This window comes from Microbacterium sp. Ru50 (genome assembly GCF_002920555.1).
In the GTDB taxonomy this organism is placed as follows: Bacteria; Actinomycetota; Actinomycetes; order Actinomycetales; family Microbacteriaceae; genus Microbacterium; species Microbacterium arborescens.
Map to the genome: position 1 here is coordinate 319,705 of NZ_PQSV01000002.1, position 15,459 is coordinate 335,163.

11 protein-coding genes and 1 pseudogene are annotated in these 15,459 nt (G+C 69.0%); 8 read left to right on the forward strand and 4 right to left on the reverse strand.

From position 1 onward, the window contains the following. Position 1: 1 nt before the first annotated feature. Positions 2-1,114 (reverse strand): phosphoserine transaminase, encoded by a 1,113-nt coding sequence (gene serC, locus C3481_RS11600; RefSeq protein WP_103842410.1) that lies wholly within the window; start codon positions 1,112-1,114, stop codon positions 2-4. 124 nt (positions 1,115-1,238) lie between these two features. On the opposite strand from serC, the gene C3481_RS11605 reads away from it, so the two are divergent. The 3 genes from C3481_RS11605 (at position 1,239) to C3481_RS11615 (ending at position 3,936) form a co-directional block, all read left to right on the forward strand. Next, a complete protein-coding gene (locus C3481_RS11605) occupies positions 1,239-1,937 on the forward strand; it encodes a metal-dependent transcriptional regulator (protein ID WP_023954775.1) in 699 nt (232 codons plus the stop codon). A gap of 284 nt (positions 1,938-2,221) precedes the next feature. Further along, entirely contained in the window at positions 2,222-3,124 is a 903-nt protein-coding gene (locus C3481_RS11610; protein WP_088380125.1) for a M23 family metallopeptidase, read from the forward strand. A gap of 314 nt (positions 3,125-3,438) precedes the next feature. Then, positions 3,439-3,936: an HNH endonuclease gene (locus C3481_RS11615; protein ID WP_023954771.1), complete on the forward strand. Its 498-nt coding sequence runs from the start codon at positions 3,439-3,441 to the stop codon at positions 3,934-3,936. A gap of 39 nt (positions 3,937-3,975) precedes the next feature. Here the strand turns inward: C3481_RS11615 and C3481_RS11620 are convergent, their stop codons facing one another. Together C3481_RS11620 and C3481_RS11625 are read right to left on the reverse strand one after the other, a co-directional pair. Then, positions 3,976-5,565 carry an alpha/beta hydrolase gene (locus C3481_RS11620; protein ID WP_219817665.1) on the reverse strand — a complete coding sequence of 530 codons (1,590 nt, stop codon included), beginning with the start codon at positions 5,563-5,565 and terminating at the stop codon, positions 3,976-3,978. Positions 5,566-5,587: 22 nt separating this feature from the next. Continuing rightward, positions 5,588-6,061 carry a hypothetical protein gene (locus C3481_RS11625; protein WP_258039105.1) on the reverse strand — a complete coding sequence of 158 codons (474 nt, stop codon included), beginning with the start codon at positions 6,059-6,061 and terminating at the stop codon, positions 5,588-5,590. A gap of 256 nt (positions 6,062-6,317) precedes the next feature. On the opposite strand from C3481_RS11625, the gene C3481_RS11630 reads away from it, so the two are divergent. The 5 genes and pseudogenes from C3481_RS11630 (at position 6,318) to C3481_RS11650 (ending at position 13,927) form a co-directional block, all read left to right on the forward strand. Next, complete coding sequence (locus C3481_RS11630; protein ID WP_103842414.1) at positions 6,318-6,929, forward strand: TetR/AcrR family transcriptional regulator; 612 nt, start codon at positions 6,318-6,320, stop codon at positions 6,927-6,929. Between the two features lie 93 nt (positions 6,930-7,022). Beyond that, a pseudogene (locus C3481_RS16795) lies at positions 7,023-7,418 on the forward strand (diacylglycerol kinase family protein); the annotation flags it as partial. A gap of 857 nt (positions 7,419-8,275) precedes the next feature. Beyond that, the gene (locus C3481_RS11640) at positions 8,276-8,977 is read left to right on the forward strand and encodes a hypothetical protein (RefSeq protein ID WP_064954983.1); all 702 of its coding nucleotides are present in this window, start codon (positions 8,276-8,278) and stop codon (positions 8,975-8,977) included. 1 nt (position 8,978) lies between these two features. After that, positions 8,979-10,520, forward strand: coding sequence for a DNA polymerase Y family protein (locus tag C3481_RS11645; protein WP_258039106.1), 1,542 nt, complete (start codon positions 8,979-8,981; stop codon positions 10,518-10,520). Further along, positions 10,520-13,927 carry an error-prone DNA polymerase gene (locus tag C3481_RS11650; protein WP_071917920.1) on the forward strand — a complete coding sequence of 1,136 codons (3,408 nt, stop codon included), beginning with the start codon at positions 10,520-10,522 and terminating at the stop codon, positions 13,925-13,927. Before C3481_RS11645 ends, C3481_RS11650 begins: the two co-directional genes overlap by 1 nt. Positions 13,928-14,014: 87 nt before the next feature. Here C3481_RS11650 and C3481_RS11655 read toward each other — a convergent pair whose 3' ends face one another. Next, positions 14,015-15,382, reverse strand: coding sequence for an alpha-amylase family glycosyl hydrolase (locus C3481_RS11655; protein WP_103842418.1), 1,368 nt, complete (start codon positions 15,380-15,382; stop codon positions 14,015-14,017). Between the last annotated feature and the right edge of the window lie 77 nt (positions 15,383-15,459).

The following is a 15,459-nucleotide window of genomic DNA, read 5'->3' on the forward strand; positions in this document are numbered from 1 at the left end:
GTCAGAGACGGTCGATCGTGTAGTCGATGCATTTGATGAGCTGGCGCACGTCGTCGGGCTCGATCGAGACGAACGTGGCGATGCGCAGCTGGTTGCGGCCGAGCTTGCGGTAGGGCTCGGTGTCGACGATGCCGTTGCCGCGCAGGCTCTTGGCGACGGCGGCGGCGTCGACGGTCTCATCGAAGTCGATCGTGACCACGACGGGGGAGCGGTCGGCGGGATCGGCGACGAAGGGCGTCGCGTGCTCCGAAGCCTCGGCCCAGTCGTACAGTGCGGACGATGATTCCGCAGTGCGGTCGGCGGCCCACTGCAGGCCACCGTTGCTGTGGATCCACTCGAGCTGCTTGTCGAGCAGGTACAGCGTCGCGACGGCGGGCGTGTTCAGCGTCTGGTTGAGCCGCGAGTTGTCGAGCGCGTTCTTCAGGCTCAAGAACTCGGGGATGTAGCGACCCGAGGCGGCGACTCGCTCGATCCGCTCGATCGCCGCGGGCGAGACCGCGGCGAACCAGATGCCCCCGTCGGAGCCGAGGTTCTTCTGCGGGGCGAAGTAGTAGACGTCGCACTGCGAGACCGAGAAGTCGATGCCGCCGGCCGCGCTCGTGGCGTCGATGACCGTCAGCGCGCCCTCGTCGCCGGCGACGCGGCGCACGGGAGTGGCGACACCCGTCGAGGTCTCGTTGTGAGGCCAGGCGTAGACGTCGACGCCCTCGACGGGCTCCGCCGTGATGCTCGAACCGGGCTCGGCCTTGCGGATGTCGGGCGCCTGCAGCCAGGGCGCGGATGCGGCCGCACCGAACTTGCCGCCGAACTCGCCGAAGACGAGGTTCTGGCTGCGGTTCTCGATGAGGCCGAATGCTGCGGCATCCCAGAAGGCGGTCGATCCGCCGTTGCCGAGGATGATCTCGTAGCCGTTCGGCAGTCGCAGCAGGTCGGAGAGACCGGAGCGGACCTGGCCGACGAGGCTCTTCACCGGCGACTGACGGTGCGACGTGCCGAGCAGGATCGAGCCGGGACCCGACAGGGCGGCGACCTGCTCGGGGCGGATCTTGGCGGGACCGCAGCCGAAGCGGCCGTCGCGAGGAAGGATGTCTCGGGGCAGGGTGACGTGCGCCATGAGCCGATTCTAGAGGCGGTGTCTGGGCCCGCCGTGCCATGAGCATGAGGTAAGGGCAGCCTCGCATGTCCTCGCCAGCGGATAGGCTGGGGTTCTTCCGACCACGCGCACGACAAGGGCTGTGATGACCGATCTCATCGACACGACAGAGATGTATCTGCGTACCATCCTCGAGCTCGAGGAAGAGGCGATCGTCCCTCTGCGTGCGCGCATCTCGGAGCGTCTCGGGCACTCCGGCCCCACCGTCTCGCAGACGGTCGGCCGCATGGAGCGCGACGGCCTGGTCGTCGTCTCGGAAGACCGCTCGCTCGAGCTGACCGACAGCGGACGACAGAAGGCCGTCGACGTCATGCGCAAGCACCGCCTCGCCGAGCGCCTGCTCAGCGACGTGATCGGCCTGGACTGGGCCTACGTCCACGAAGAGGCGTGCCGCTGGGAGCACGTGATGAGCGAGCTCGTCGAGCGCCGCCTCATCGAGCTGCTCGGTCACCCCACCGAATCGCCGTACGGCAACCCGATCCCCGGCCTCGATCAGCTCGGCGATGTGCCTGCTCGCACGTTCGATGACGGCGTGGTCGGCCTCGTCCGCGTCCTCAACGAGACTGGGGGCCCGATCGAGGGCACCGTGCGCCGCCTCGCCGAGCCGGCCCAGGTCGATCCTGAACTGCTGCAGCAGCTGCGGGCCGCGGGTGTCGTCCCCGGTCGCGACGGCACCTTCCAGTTCTCCGAGGGCTACGTCCTCGTGCAGATGGATGGCGTCGACGAGGGGCTCGAGCTCCCCGTCGAGGTCGCCTCGCACATCTTCCTCACGCGCCGCGACTGAGGTCCCTGCCGGCTCGCGGCACGATCCGCCCCGCGCAGACGTCGATCCAGTCCGCGTCGCGTCGACCCTGAGCGTCGGGTGGGGATGGGGGCGACAGCGTGACTTATTCGTTACCTTCCGGTAGCCTCGAGAAGTCTTCAGGCGAGAAGCCCGCCCGAGACCGCTGCATGGATTGCCTCTTCGGCTCGTCGTCCACGCGGTGACACCCGAATGTCGCGTGGACCTACACGCGCAGTATCGACGAGCCAGCGCAGACCATCGCGCAGAGGCGCCGGAGGACTGATTTGGCTGAAAACAACGATTCGTCGGTAGACGTACCCGAGGTCGACGCGACGAATCCCGACCGCTCTGGTCGCGCCCTGCGTGGCCGCCGCTTCCCGACAGCAAAGAAGCAATCACGGGACGTCGCGACCATTGAGAACCGCGCCACCCGCCGCAGCCGACGTCGGGTCCACCCCGTCCGCAGCACCTTCACGGTCGCTGCCGTGGTGGGTCTCGTGGCGACCGTCGCCATCCCGGCCTTCGCCGCCGTGCGCGGTACGTCGGCCGATGCGATGACGCTGCAGCAGGTGGCCGCCGACAATGCGCAGTCGATCGTCGTCGCGTCCGAGGTGGGCCCCGCTTCCCTCGACCGCAGCGGGTTCACGGCGACCACACCCGAAGAGATCCAGAAGAAGAAGGACGAGGAGGCCGCCGCGAAGGCAGCCGCCGAGGCTCTCGCCAACCGCATCTCCGCGAGCAGCTCGACCGCATCCTCGACGTCGTACAGCCAGTCGATTCCGCTCGTCGCGCCGGGTTCCGGTCTCGTGCGTCGTCCTCTGATGTCGTTCAACAACTTCGGCACCCCGTACGCCGGTCACCGCGGCACCGACTACATGGCCGACCGTGGCACGCCGATCTACTCGGTCGCCGACGGCACGGTCGTCGCGTCGAGCGAGAGCGGTCCGGGCTGGGGCGTGTACGTCAAGGTCGCGCACAACATCAACGGCACCAACGTCACGAGCCTCTACGCCCACATGGACTGGGGCACCCGCGCGGTGCAGGTCGGCGACACCGTCTCGGCGGGCCAGCTGCTCGGCCAGGTGGGCGACACAGGCCGTGCGTTCGGAACGCACCTGCACCTCGAGATCGTCGTCGACGGCGCGTACGTGAACGCCGAGTCGTGGCTCGTCGCGAACGCGGGCTGACGACACGCATCATCCGTTCATCTTCCGTCGACCTTCCCGGGGTCGAGGGTGTATTACCCTGAACGCGACGCTCGCGCACGCCGAGGGGGAGCCGATGGGACCAGTACCGGGCATTCGAACCGTGAATGCGATCGGTCGCTACGTCCTGCGGCATCGTGTGCACCACTGCGGCCTCGGCCGTGAATCAAGGCGCTGTCTTCATGACGGCGCCTTTTTTCGTGCTCACACCCTCGCGGGACCTGCCCGCACGGCGCGCGTTACGTCGGTCATCGAACATCCGCTGAAGCCGTCAGGGCAGTTCGTGAGGACAGGAAATGCGCACTCTGGTACTGAACGCCGGGTATGAGCCACTCGCTGTGGTGTCGTTCCGTCGGGCCCTCCTCCTGGTGTTGAACGACAAGGCGACGATCGTCGAGCACGTCGTCCATGACCCCGTTCTCGGGATCGACGGGACGTACGAACGCCCGGCGGTGATCGTCCTGACCCGGTACGTCCGTATCCCGAATGCGCGCCGAGTGCCGGTGACACGGCGCGGGGTGCTCCGCCGTGATGCGCACCGATGTGCGTACTGCGGAAAGGCGGCGTCGACCATCGACCACGTCATGCCTCGCTCGCGCGGGGGCAGCAACTCGTGGGAGAACCTCGTCGCCTGCTGCCTGCGGTGCAACAACCTCAAGAGCGACCACACTCCGCAGGAGATGGGGTGGGAGCTGCGGTGGCTGCCGAAGCCTCCGCGTGGACCGCAGTGGACGGTGCGGGGAACGGAGCGATCCGACCCGCGCTGGGAGCCCTACCTGAGTCTCGCCGCCTGATCGCCCTGTGCGCTCGAGATCCGCGGGTGCGGGTCCGAGTCACAGGGTGCAGGTAGCTCCTCGCGCCGGCGGTTCGAGATCGACGAGGTATCGCGCGACGATCTCGTCGATGCACTCGCTGCGCGAGATGATCGTCCCGTGCTGATTGCCCTCGACGGTGAGCAGTCGGGCGCCGAGCGTATGGGCGAGGCTGATACCGCCATCGTGAGGAGTCACCGGGTCTCCCGTGGCGGAGACCACGAGTACTTCGGGCAGTCCGTCTGTGTCGGTCGCGTAGGGATACCCGAGGGAGGGTTGCGCCGGCCAGTACTCACACCCATCCTGCGTTCCGGGGTCGGTCCCCGGATCGAGGAACGGCACCGCTTCGTTGATGGCTTCACCGAGCTGGGTCATCTCTTCCGAGGTGAAGCGTTCCTCGTCGAGGCAGTTGATCGCGAAGAGAGCTTCGAACGAGTTGGTGTAGGCGCCGCTGTCCGACCGACCGTAGTATCCGTCGCGCAGTGCGAGCACGGCATCCGGCCGCCCCGCCTGCAGCTCTGTCAGGGCAGCGGCTATCGCGGGCCACGTGGCTTCCGAGTACAGGCCGGCGACGATCCCCTCGCCGGCTGCGAGGAAACCGACTTCGCGGCCGTCAGAAGCGATCAGGGGGCTGTCGGCCAGGGGTTGCAGGAGCGCTTGCGCCGCTCTCGTCGCCTCGCTCGGGTCGTCGCCGAGCGGGCATGCTCCTTGAGCCGCGCAATAGTCGGCGAAGCGCTGAAACGCTGACTGAAGTCCTTCGCTGAGCTGAATCCGGCGCTCCCGCGTGTTCTTGAGCGGGTCCACGGCGCCGTCGAGGACGAGGGCGCGGACGTTCTGTGGAAACATCTCGGCGTACACCGCCCCCAGTCGTGTGCCGTAGCTCACGCCTGCGAACGTCAGCTTCTCGTCGCCGAGCGCGGAGCGGAGGATGTCCATGTCGCGTGCGGCGTCACGGGTACCCAGGTGTGCGAGCAACTCCTCGCTGCCTGTACGCCCCGCGCACGTGTCGACGATCTCGCGAGCGGACTCAGGCGTCCATGAGCCGAGCGCCGAAAGCGTCACGTCGTCGTCTCTTTCTTCGTCGGTGTAGCAGTCGACTGCTGGGCGGCTGAGTCCGACTCCTCGCGGGTCGAAGCCGATGATGTCAAACCGCTCTGCGATGGAGGTGCCGTTCCACAGCGCGGCGACGAGGGGTGCGAACGTCGTCGCCTGGCCGCCAGGGCCGCCGGGGTTCAGGACCACGGACCCGATGCGGTCGTTGCCCTGGGCGGCGACGCGACTGACGGCGATCTGGATGGTTTCACCGTCGGGATCCTCGTAGTCCAGGGGCACGGTCAGAGTGGAGCATTCTGCGCTCTCAGCGGCAGCGACGATCTCCGGGACCGGGGGCTGCGAGCCTACGATCGTGGGGTCACAGGGCCCGAACTCGAGGTCTTGGCTCAGGTACTGTTCGAGATCCGCTTCTGCCGCATTCGGTTCGCCCTCCGGAGTCCCAACGGCGCAACCGGTGAGAACCAGCAGGGAAGCGGCGGTCGCGGAGATGCCCGATGTTCGCCATCGTCGCTTTTCGCCTTCCATCCGTTGCGGGCGGATCAGAGTGTTGTTCGTCACAGCGTTTCCTTTCGTGGGGTCATCAGCTGGCGAGCTCATCGAGCCAGTTCGAACGCATGCGGAGTGCCCGCTCCGTGCTGCCGACGACGGCTGCGAGCCCGATCATCAGATTTATGTGGAGCGGGAGCTGGATGGGCGAGGCGAAGGTGCCGATCGAATCGGCGATGAGGGGGATCTGCGACAGGGCTTCGATGATCTGGGGTACCTCGATGCAGAGGCCGACGACGACGAATGCAACGGAGATGAGGCCGACCAGACGGCTGACCCGCGGGTGCTGCTGGTGGAGGCGCGCGCGCCGCCCTTCGGCCGATCGCGGCTCAGGCGACAGCTGCCGCTCGGCGCCGTCTGCGGCCACGAAGTGGCACCGCTTGAGTCCGAATCCCGTGATCGCAACCTCGATGTGGCCGCCGGGCGCAGCGAAGCGGGCGGGGAGTTTCGCGTAGGACTGCAACGCTCCGTCGACGTAGAGGCGGGCGCGAACCTCGCCGTCGGTCATGTCACCTCCATGACGCACATCGACCGTATAGGTCCTCGTGTGCCCTTCCGCTGTCATCAGGGTGATCGAGCGCAGCGAACGGCTGAACATCTGCCACCAGCGATATCGGCGTATCGGTTCGCCCGAGCCAGCGTGGACGCGGCGGTTGCGCCAGTTCCGGAGAGCCATCGTCTACCTCTTGTCTAGTACGGTGTGATAGTCATCGAAGGGGTAAGCTAGCACACTGTGATAGATCGACGCCGCATCAGAGGTGAATATGGACGCTGACTCCTCGGAGCCGGGAACCCGCTCGAAGATCCTCATCGCCGCGGCGACGATGCTCGGTGAGAATCCCACCGCCCGCTTGAGCGTGAGGGCGGTAGCTGCTCGCGCCCAGGTGAGCACTGGGTCATTGCGCCACTTCTTCCCGACGCAGCGCGCGCTCGTCGAGACGGTGGTCGCCGCGATGTACGACCTGGAGATCCCCGACGATCCCATCAATGATCGTTCCCTGTCGCCCGAAGACCGCTTGCTCGGGTGCATGCGACTGCTTCTCGCTCACGTCGGAGTCGGCGATCAGGCTCGGGAGCGATGGGGGACTCTTTACGAGGCGTACGTGGCCACAGCACCGTCCGAGGATGAGGCTGCGACGTTCCTCGCACTCGATCGGATGGGGCGTCACCGGATCGAGCAATGGCTGACGACTCTCGTAGACGAAGGCGCGATCCCCGGGGGGCAGATCGAGATGCGAGCCAGGTTCCTTGCGACCGTGACGTCCGGTATCGCAACCGAACGGGCGCTGCCGTCTGAAGTGGTGCGTGTGGATTCCGAAACGCAGATTCTGCGCCTCGCAGTCCACGCGGTCGCATGCGGATGGGCTGGCGCCTGAGCCTGCCGCCCCTCCGACGGTCAGGCATCAGATGCCTTCGGGCCCAACCTGTGTGGCTCACATCTGGGAGTCGTAACGTCCGGTCATAAGCGCATGCCGAGGCGTACCGCGTCCAGATCGACGGTTGGTCTGCGGCAGCAGAGGAGGCGTCCCTCGGTGAGTCAGGGCGCGGCGAGGAGCGCACCCCACGCGGCGGTGGTCTTTCATCCCGGCAAAGCGGATGCCGATCGACTTCGCCGGCTCGTCGGCGCTCACGAGCTCACGAGCTCGCGGCGAGTTGGGCGCCGGCTCGGTGGTACTCGACTCGGGCGGAGGATTCTGGCCGCTCAGAATGCCCAACGAGACGGGCCAGCGGTGGTTCTGGTCGCGGGCGGCGACGGGACCGTCCGTGCCGCAGCAGAGGTCTTGCGCGGCACCGGCATGCCCGTCGCGCTCATTCCTGCCGGGACAGGGAATCTTCTCGCCCGCGAGCTCGGCGTCGCTCTCGCTGATCTCGATACGGCGGTGGCGGCGGCCTTCTTCGGGCACGAACGGCGCATCGATGCGGCTGTCGCCGATATCAGGGACTCCGACGGCGAGTGGATCTCGCATGCTTTCGTCGTGATGGCGGGGATCGGGCTCGATGCGGATATGGCGGCCAACACGAATGCTCGCGCGAAGAAGCATCTCGGATGGCTCGCGTACGTCTCGCCGATCGCGCGACCAGTCCTCGCCAACCGGCCGTTCCGCATCGACTACAGGATCGACGGGAGCCGGTCGCGCACCGCGCGAGCGCACACCGTCATCGTCGGCAACTGCGGAACGCTCGTCGGAAACATGCTGACCGCGCGGCCGGCTCGGATGGGCTGGGATCGGTTCCCGTTTGACGCTGCAAGGAGCCGCGCGGCGATCGCGCTTCACCCGCCGCACCCTCGCTTGGGCCTCGGAGCTCCACTCGCTCGCGTATGCGCGCGGTCGGGTGTTCGAGGCCGCGTCCGAGGTTCCGCGTGTGGTGCACGTGTGCGCAAACCGGAGCCCGAAACTGCTCCGGTGTCAGGGGCGGCGCCCCGCTCGCTGCCGGATGATCCCGAACGCGAGGGTCCCGAGGGTCAACACCACGCCGATGATTCCTAGCCAGAGCAAGCCCTCGAACGCGAACCCCACAATCGACAGCACCACCCACACGATGATCAAGATCACAAGTACTGTCCACATGCTTGTGAACATACGCCTCGCTGGCCCCGGGGTATACGGGTAGCAGCAGTCTGCGCTCCGATACGGATGCGATGTCGGAAGTCGGTCGTATCTTCGATCTCGACATTGATGGTCTAGAACATATGTTCTACCCTTGCTGAGTGAGGTCGATCATGCGCAATCCCGCTGCCGCCGAGGACGTGCAGCGACTGCGCGCGCAGATGGAGCGGATGCAGGGGCGCCGCCTCGATGCTCCGGTGCTGCCGACCCATCCTGCCCTGGCCGGACTGCTGCCCGGGCGGGGGCTGCGGCCCGGCGCCGCCTATTCGCTCGGCTCGTCGTCCTCGCTGCTGTTCGCCCTGCTCGCCCAGCCGTCGCAGACCGGGTCGTGGTGCGGTGTGGTCGGGATGCCCGGCTTCGGGGCCGAAGCGGCGGAGCACGCCGGGGTCGACCTGTCCCGCGTCGTGCTGATCCCCGATCCGGGAGCCCGGTGGCTCGCTGTCACCGCGACGATCGCCGACGTCCTTCCTATCGTCGCGGTGCGTCCGCCCGAGCGGGCGAAAGACTCCGACATCGCCAAGCTCGCGGGTCGGCTGCGCGACCGTGGAACGGTGCTGCTCGTGCAGGGGCCGTGGCCGCAGACCGAGGCGATGCTCGACGTCACCGATCCGCGGTGGTCGGGGTTGGGCGACGGTGACGGCTACCTCAGCGACCGCGAGCTGACGGTCACCGTGTCGAGCCGGCGGTTCCCGGTTCCCCGATCGGCGCGGATGCTGCTGCCCGCGCCCGATGGCGCGATCTCGGCCGCTCCGCACGAGCGGGCTCTCGCGGGCGGCCCGGTCGTCGAGCCGATCCCGATGCGACGGGCGGTCTGACGTGGGGGAGCAGGAGGCGACGGCGCCGGTACGCAGTCTCGTGGTGTGGGTGCCCGACTGGCCGGTCGTGGCGTTCGTGCGCGAAAGCGGCGGCGATCCGAACGCGCCGATCGCGGTCTTCGAGAAAGGCGTGGTCATCGCGTGTTCAGCGGCCGCGCGTGCCGACGGCGTCGCCCGCGGGCAGCGTCGCCGTGACGCGCAGGCCCGATGTCCCGCGCTGCAGGTGGCCGACGCGGATGCGGTGCGCGATCACCGGGAGTTCGCGCCGATCGTGGCGCGCCTCGAAGAGATGGCGCCGGGAGTGCAGGTGCTCGAGGCGGGGCTCTGCGCGCTGCGCGTGCGCGGCCCCGCGCGTTTCTACGGCGGTGAGACCGAGGCCGCCGGCGCGCTGCTGGCCGCGGTGGCTGAGGGCGACCTCGACATGCGGGCCGGTGTCGCCGACGGCCCCTTCACGGCGCAGCAGGCGGCGCGGATGAGCACCCGCCCCGACCGGCCCATCCGGGTGGTCGAGGCCGGGCGCTCGGCGGAGTTCCTCGCTCCGTTGACGATCGCGGTGCTCGACGACGACTCCGTCGACCTCTTCGCCCGGCTCGGCGTGCAGACCCTCGGCGACCTCGCTGCGATCGAGCCCGAACGACTGGTCGAACGTTTCGGCCCCCGCGGCGCGCGCTTGCATGGCCTCGCCTCCGGCGCCGATTCGCGCCCGGTCGTCCCGCGCACCCCGCCGCCCGAGCTCCACCGCGAGGTCGCGTTCGAGCCTCCTCTCGAGCTGGCCGATCAGGTCGCGTTCGGCATGAGGGTCGCGGCCGAGGAGTTCATCGCTGGTCTCGGTGCGGTCGATCTCGTGTGCACCGAGCTGCGGGTCATTCTCACCGGCGACCGGGGCGAGACGAGCAACCGCGTGTGGCTCCACCCCGGCACGTTCGACGCCGCCGCCGTCGTCGACCGGGTGCGCTGGCAGCTGGCCGAGAGCGGCAAGCTCACCAGCGGTGTCGCCCGGGTCAAGATCGAGCCCGAAGCGGTGGATGCGGCATCCCACCACGCCGTCTCGCTGTTCGGCTCCGGTCCCGAGCAGCGGGTGCACCACGCCCTGTCGCGCGTCCAGGCGATGCTCGGCCACACGGGCGTCGTGACCCCGGTTGTCGGCGGCGGGCGCTGGCTCGCCGAGCGGCAGGTGCTCGTGCCGTGGGGCGACCGTCCGGTGACGAGCTCGCGCGAGCGGCCCTGGCCGGGAAGCCTGCCCGACCCGCTGCCCGCGACGGTCTTCGAGCGGGCGCTGCCGCTGGCGGTCGTCGATCGGGAGGGCGACATGGTGGCCGTCGACGGGCGGGGCGAGCTGACGGCGATCCCGGCCACTCTGGTGTCGTCGACCGGGTCGCGCGGCATCCGCTCGTGGGCGGGGCCGTGGCCGGTGATCGAGCGGGCGTGGGATGCCGCGCGAGCGCGCCATGCCCACCGCTTCCAGATGGTCGATGCCACCCAGACCGCGTGGCTGCTGGTGTGCGACGGCGGCGAATGGTCGGTCGAGGGGCGGTACGACTGATGGGCTTCAACAACCCCTCGGTGCCGTGGTCCGAGATGGAACGACTGCTCAGCGGCAACCGTGCCCCGAGCGCGCCGGCGGGTGCCGACGGCGGCGACAGTCCCGCGTGGTCGCGCAAGCGCGGAAAGTACTCGGCGCCGAGGATCGAGCGTCCCGAGAACGCGGTGCCGTACGCCGAGCTGCACGCGCACACGTCGTACTCGTTCCTCGACGGAGCCTCATCGCCCGAAGAGCTGGCCGAAGAGGCCGAACGGCTGGGGTTGCACGCTCTCGCCGTCACCGACCACGACGGGTTCTACGGCATCGTCCGCTTCGCCGAAGCCGCCGAGCAGTTGGCGGTGAAGACCGTGTTCGGGGCGGAGCTGTCGCTCGATCTGCCGCAGCGCGTCGGCGCCGCGCGCAACGAGGCCGACCCGCCGGGGGAGCATCTGCTCGTCCTCGCCCGCGGCGAAGAGGGCTACCACCGGCTGGCGCGCGCGCTCACCCAGGGGCAGCTCGCCGGAGCGGAGAAGGGCAAGCCTCGCTACCGGCTCGACGATCTGGCCGACATCGCCGGAGGCGAATGGAGCGTCCTCACCGGATGCCGCAAGGGAGCAGTGCGCCGGGCGCTCATCGAGCGCGGACCGGATGCTGCCGCCGCCGAGCTCGACGCCCTGGTCGACCGGTTCGGGCGCGATGCCGTCGAGGTCGAGCTGTTGGACCACGGCGAGCCGCTCGACTCGCGGCACAACGACATCCTCGCCGGCCTCGCCCGTGAGCGGGGTCTGCCGATCCTCGCGACGAACAACGTGCACTACGCCGTGCCCGAGCGCGCCCACCTCGCCGCGGCGATCGCGGCGGTGCGGGCCAATCGCGGGCTCGACGAGCTCGACGGGTGGCTGCCCTCGCATGCGGGCGCGCACCTGCGGTCGGGCGCCGAGATGACGCGGCGCTTCCGCCGGTTCCCCGGCGCCGTCGCGCGCACCGTCGAGCTCGCCGACGAGCTCGCCTTCCCGCTGCGCCGGGCCAAGCCCGCCCTGCCGAAGCTTCCCGTTCCCGAGGGGCACACGCCGATGACGTGGCTGCGGCACCTCGTGTGGGAAGCCGTGCCGCGCAAGTACCCGAACTTGCCGGCCGAAGACCGCGACCGCATCGAGCGAGAGCTCGCCGTCATCGAACAGAAGGACTTCCCGGGGTACTTCCTCATCGTCCACGGCATCGTGCAAGAGGCGCGGCGTCGCGGCATCCTCTGCCAGGGGCGTGGTTCGGCCGCGAACAGCGCCGTCTGCTACCTGCTCGACATCACCGCGATCGACTCGATCTACTACCGGCTGCCGTTCGAGCGCTTCCTCTCGGCCCTCCGCGAGGAGGAGCCCGACATCGACGTCGACTTCGACTCCGACCGGCGCGAGGAGATCATCCAGTGGGTCTACGCCACCTACGGGCGCGAGCGGGCGGCGCAGGTGGCGAACGTCATCCAGTACCGGCCCAAGAACGCCGTGCGCGACATGGCGAAGGCCCTCGGGCACTCCCCGGGACAGCAGGACGCCTGGTCGAAGCAGGTCGAACGCTGGGGTGCGACCCTCGACACCGGTCCCGACCACGACATCCCCGAGCGGGTGCTCAGCTACGCCGCCGAGCTGCTGAAAGCTCCCCGGCACCTGGGCATCCACTCGGGCGGCATGGTGCTGACCGATCGTCCCGTCGGCGAGGTCGTGCCGATCGAGCATGCCCGGATGCAGGACCGCACCGTCATCCAGTGGGACAAAGACGACGCCGCCTGGATGGGCCTGGTGAAGTTCGATCTGCTGGGCCTCGGGATGCTCGCCGCGCTGCAGTACTGCTTCGACCTCATCGAGGGGGCGACGGGGGAGAGGTTCGAGCTGTCGACGCTGCCGAAGGAAGAAGCGGCCGTCTACGACATGCTGTGCCGGGCCGACTCGATCGGGGTGTTCCAGGTCGAGTCCCGCGCGCAGATGGGCCTGCTGCCGCGCCTGCAGCCGCGCCGGTTCTACGACCTCGTGATCGAGATCGCCCTCATCCGGCCGGGACCCATCCAGGGCGGCGCCGTGCACCCGTACGTGCGCCGCAAGCTCGGGTACGAGAAGACGACGTATCCGCACGAGAAGCTCAAGCCCGTGCTCGAACGCACGCTCGGGGTGCCGGTCTTCCAGGAGCAGCTCATGCAGATGGGCATGGTCATCGGCGGGCTATCGGGCGAGGACGCCGACCTGCTGCGTCGCGCGATGGGCTCCAAGCGCGGCATCGAGCGCATCGACTCGCTCAAGCAGAAGCTCTACGAGGGCATGGCTGAGAACGGCCTGGTGGGGGATGCCGCCGACGACATCTACGCGAAGATCCAGGCGTTCGCGAATTTCGGCTTCGCCGAGAGCCACTCGCTGTCGTTCGGGCTGCTCGTCTACGCCAGCTCGTGGATCAAGCTGCACTACCCGGCGGCGTTCCTCGCCGGGCTGCTGCGGGCTCAGCCGATGGGCTTCTACTCGCCGGCGACGTTGGCGGCCGACGCCCGCCGTCACGGGGTCGAGGTGCGGCGCCCCGATCTGCAGCTCTCGGGGGCCGAAGCCGTGCTCGAATCCGTGTCGGGCGAGGCGGGGCGGCCGGGGCCGACGGGGCTCGACAGCTGCCTCGGCGAGCAGCCTCCGGTGCCGGTCTTCGACATCAACGCCCCCGACGAGTCGGCGGCGCATCGCCGCGACGGCGGCTTCGCGGTGCGGCTCGGGCTCGCTGCGGTCACCGGCATCGGCAAGAGGTTCGCCGAGCGGATCGTCGCCGAGCGCGAGGCATCCGGTCCCTACCGCGACATGCGCGACCTGGTGCGCCGCACCGGTGCCGACACGACGCAGCTCGAAGCGCTCGCCACTGCGGGCGCGCTGGAGTGCTTCGGGCACACCCGTCGCGAGGCCATCTGGCTGGCGGGCTCGGCCGCGCAGGACCGCATCGAGTACCTGCCCGATTCGCTCATCGCCGTGCAGCCGCCGCTGTTCACCGACCAGTCGAGCTACGACGTGCTGGCCTCCGACCTGTGGGCCACGGGCATCTCACCCGACGATCATCCGATGACCCACTACCGCTCGCAGCTCGACGCGCGCGGGGTGCTCACCGCGAACGACCTGCGTCAGCACGAGACCGGACGACGCGTCGAGATCGCCGGGCTCGTCACCCACCGGCAGCGGCCGGCGACGGCATCCGGCATCACGTTCCTCAACCTCGAGGACGAGCACGGACTGATGAACGTCATCTGCTCGACGGGCATGTGGCACCGCTACCGGCGAGTCGTGCGCGACAGCCCGGCGCTCATCGTCCGCGGCATCCTGGAGCGGTCCAACGAGGGAGTCGTGAACATCCTCGCCGACGCATTCGAAGACCTGCGGGTGGGGGTGAGGCACCAGTCACGAGACTTCCGCTGACGCCACCGCGCGACCCGAACCCGATGCGAGCCGACGCGAACTGTCGTCACGCGTGGGGGAGAACCGCCATCTGGGTCGGGTCGCGGGTCAGGCGGGGGTACCCGATAGCACTGCCCAGCCGCGCGGGGAAAGGGATGCCTCGCCGGCGCGCCTGTCGATGTCGTCGGCCAGCGATCCGGCGAGCACCTGTGTCGCGTCGGCGACCGGCACGGTCACCGGTGCGTCGCCGACGTTGAGCGCCGTGACGACGGCATCCGTTCCCGTCGCGGTCCGCAGAACCATCGCGGTGTTGTCGATATGGATCACGTCGGTGTGGGCGCGATGCAACCAGGGATGCTGCCGGCGCACGGCAATGAGCTGCTGATGCGTGCGGAGGATGTGCTGCGCGCTCTCGGGCAGCGACTCGGGAGCGGGCGGCGCGTCGGGGAACTCGGGGCGCACCGCGTCGTCGCCGCCGAGACGTTCCTCCTTCACCGCTTCGTAGCCGTACTCATCGCCGGCGTACACCGACGGCACGCCTGCCACCGTGAACAGCACCGCCAGTGCGTGCGGCATCAGGTCGGGGCCGACCGCCGAGGCGATCCGCGTGACGTCGTGGTTGCCGACGAAGGTCTGCGGAGCGAAGACCGACAGCAGCTCGTTGTTCCGCTCGATCGCGTGCTTCAGCTCGAACAGGTTGCGGTCGGCGATGCCGTGCCAGATGCCCTGCCACAGCTCGTACTGCGTCAGCGAGTCGATCGTCGACTCCTCGACGATGCGAGCGGCGTCGCCGTGGATGACCTCGCCGAGGAACCACGCCTCGGGATACTCGGCGCGAACCCGCGGCAGCACCCGAGCCCAGAACGCGGGAGACACGGCGTAGGCGGCATCCAGTCGCCATCCGTCGATGCCCCGTCCGAGCCAGTGGGTCATCACCTCGACCACGAGGTCGGCGACGGCGGGTGAGTCGTGGTTCAGTGTCACGAGGGCGTCGTGCCCCTCGAAGACGTCGGCGTCTACCGGCCCACCGGGCTGCCAGCCGTCCCACCGCACGCGGAAGAGGTCGGCGGTGTCAGCCTCCGGGCCCCGTTCCTCGAGAGCTTCGAAGGCCGGATGCTCGCGTCCCACGTGGTTGAAGACACCGTCGAACAGCACCCGGATGCCGCGGTCGTGGGCGGCCGCGATGAGGCGGTCGAGATCGAGCCCGTCGCCGAGCCGCGCGTCGATGCGGAAGTAGTCGGTCGTGTCGTAGCCGTGCGTGCTCGAGGCGAACACCGGCCCGAGCAGCAGCCCGTTGAGCCCGAGCTCGACGGCGTGATCGAGCCACGCCTCAATACGGCCGAGCCGGTGCTCGACGGGCTGGTCCGCGCCGGCAGCGTCCGCCTGCGCGTCGGAGAGGTCCGGCCGGATCGGTGCTCCCGTGAATCCCAGCGGGTACACGTGCCACCACATGACGGTCTCGGCCCAATTGCTCATCCCGGCAGTCAACACGAACCGGTTTCCGGTCGCAGGTGCTTGCCGCCGGGCCCGCGACGACGTAGAGGGCCGAGCCT

What these genes read in the sequence shown, in the direction of transcription:
- C3481_RS11630 (WP_103842414.1), top strand. Translation starts at nt 6,318, where the DNA reads ATGGACGCTGACTCCTCGGAGCCGGGAACCCGCTCGAAGATCCTCATC.
- C3481_RS11655 (WP_103842418.1), bottom strand. Translation starts at nt 15,382, where the DNA reads ATGAGCAATTGGGCCGAGACCGTCATGTGGTGGCACGTGTACCCGCTG.
- C3481_RS11640 (WP_064954983.1), top strand. Translation starts at nt 8,276, where the DNA reads ATGCGCAATCCCGCTGCCGCCGAGGACGTGCAGCGACTGCGCGCGCAG.
- C3481_RS11650 (WP_071917920.1), top strand. Translation starts at nt 10,520, where the DNA reads ATGGGCTTCAACAACCCCTCGGTGCCGTGGTCCGAGATGGAACGACTG.
- C3481_RS11625 (WP_258039105.1), bottom strand. Translation starts at nt 6,061, where the DNA reads ATGACCGACGGCGAGGTTCGCGCCCGCCTCTACGTCGACGGAGCGTTG.
- serC (WP_103842410.1), bottom strand. Translation starts at nt 1,114, where the DNA reads ATGGCGCACGTCACCCTGCCCCGAGACATCCTTCCTCGCGACGGCCGC.
- C3481_RS11615 (WP_023954771.1), top strand. Translation starts at nt 3,439, where the DNA reads ATGCGCACTCTGGTACTGAACGCCGGGTATGAGCCACTCGCTGTGGTG.
- C3481_RS11605 (WP_023954775.1), top strand. Translation starts at nt 1,239, where the DNA reads ATGACCGATCTCATCGACACGACAGAGATGTATCTGCGTACCATCCTC.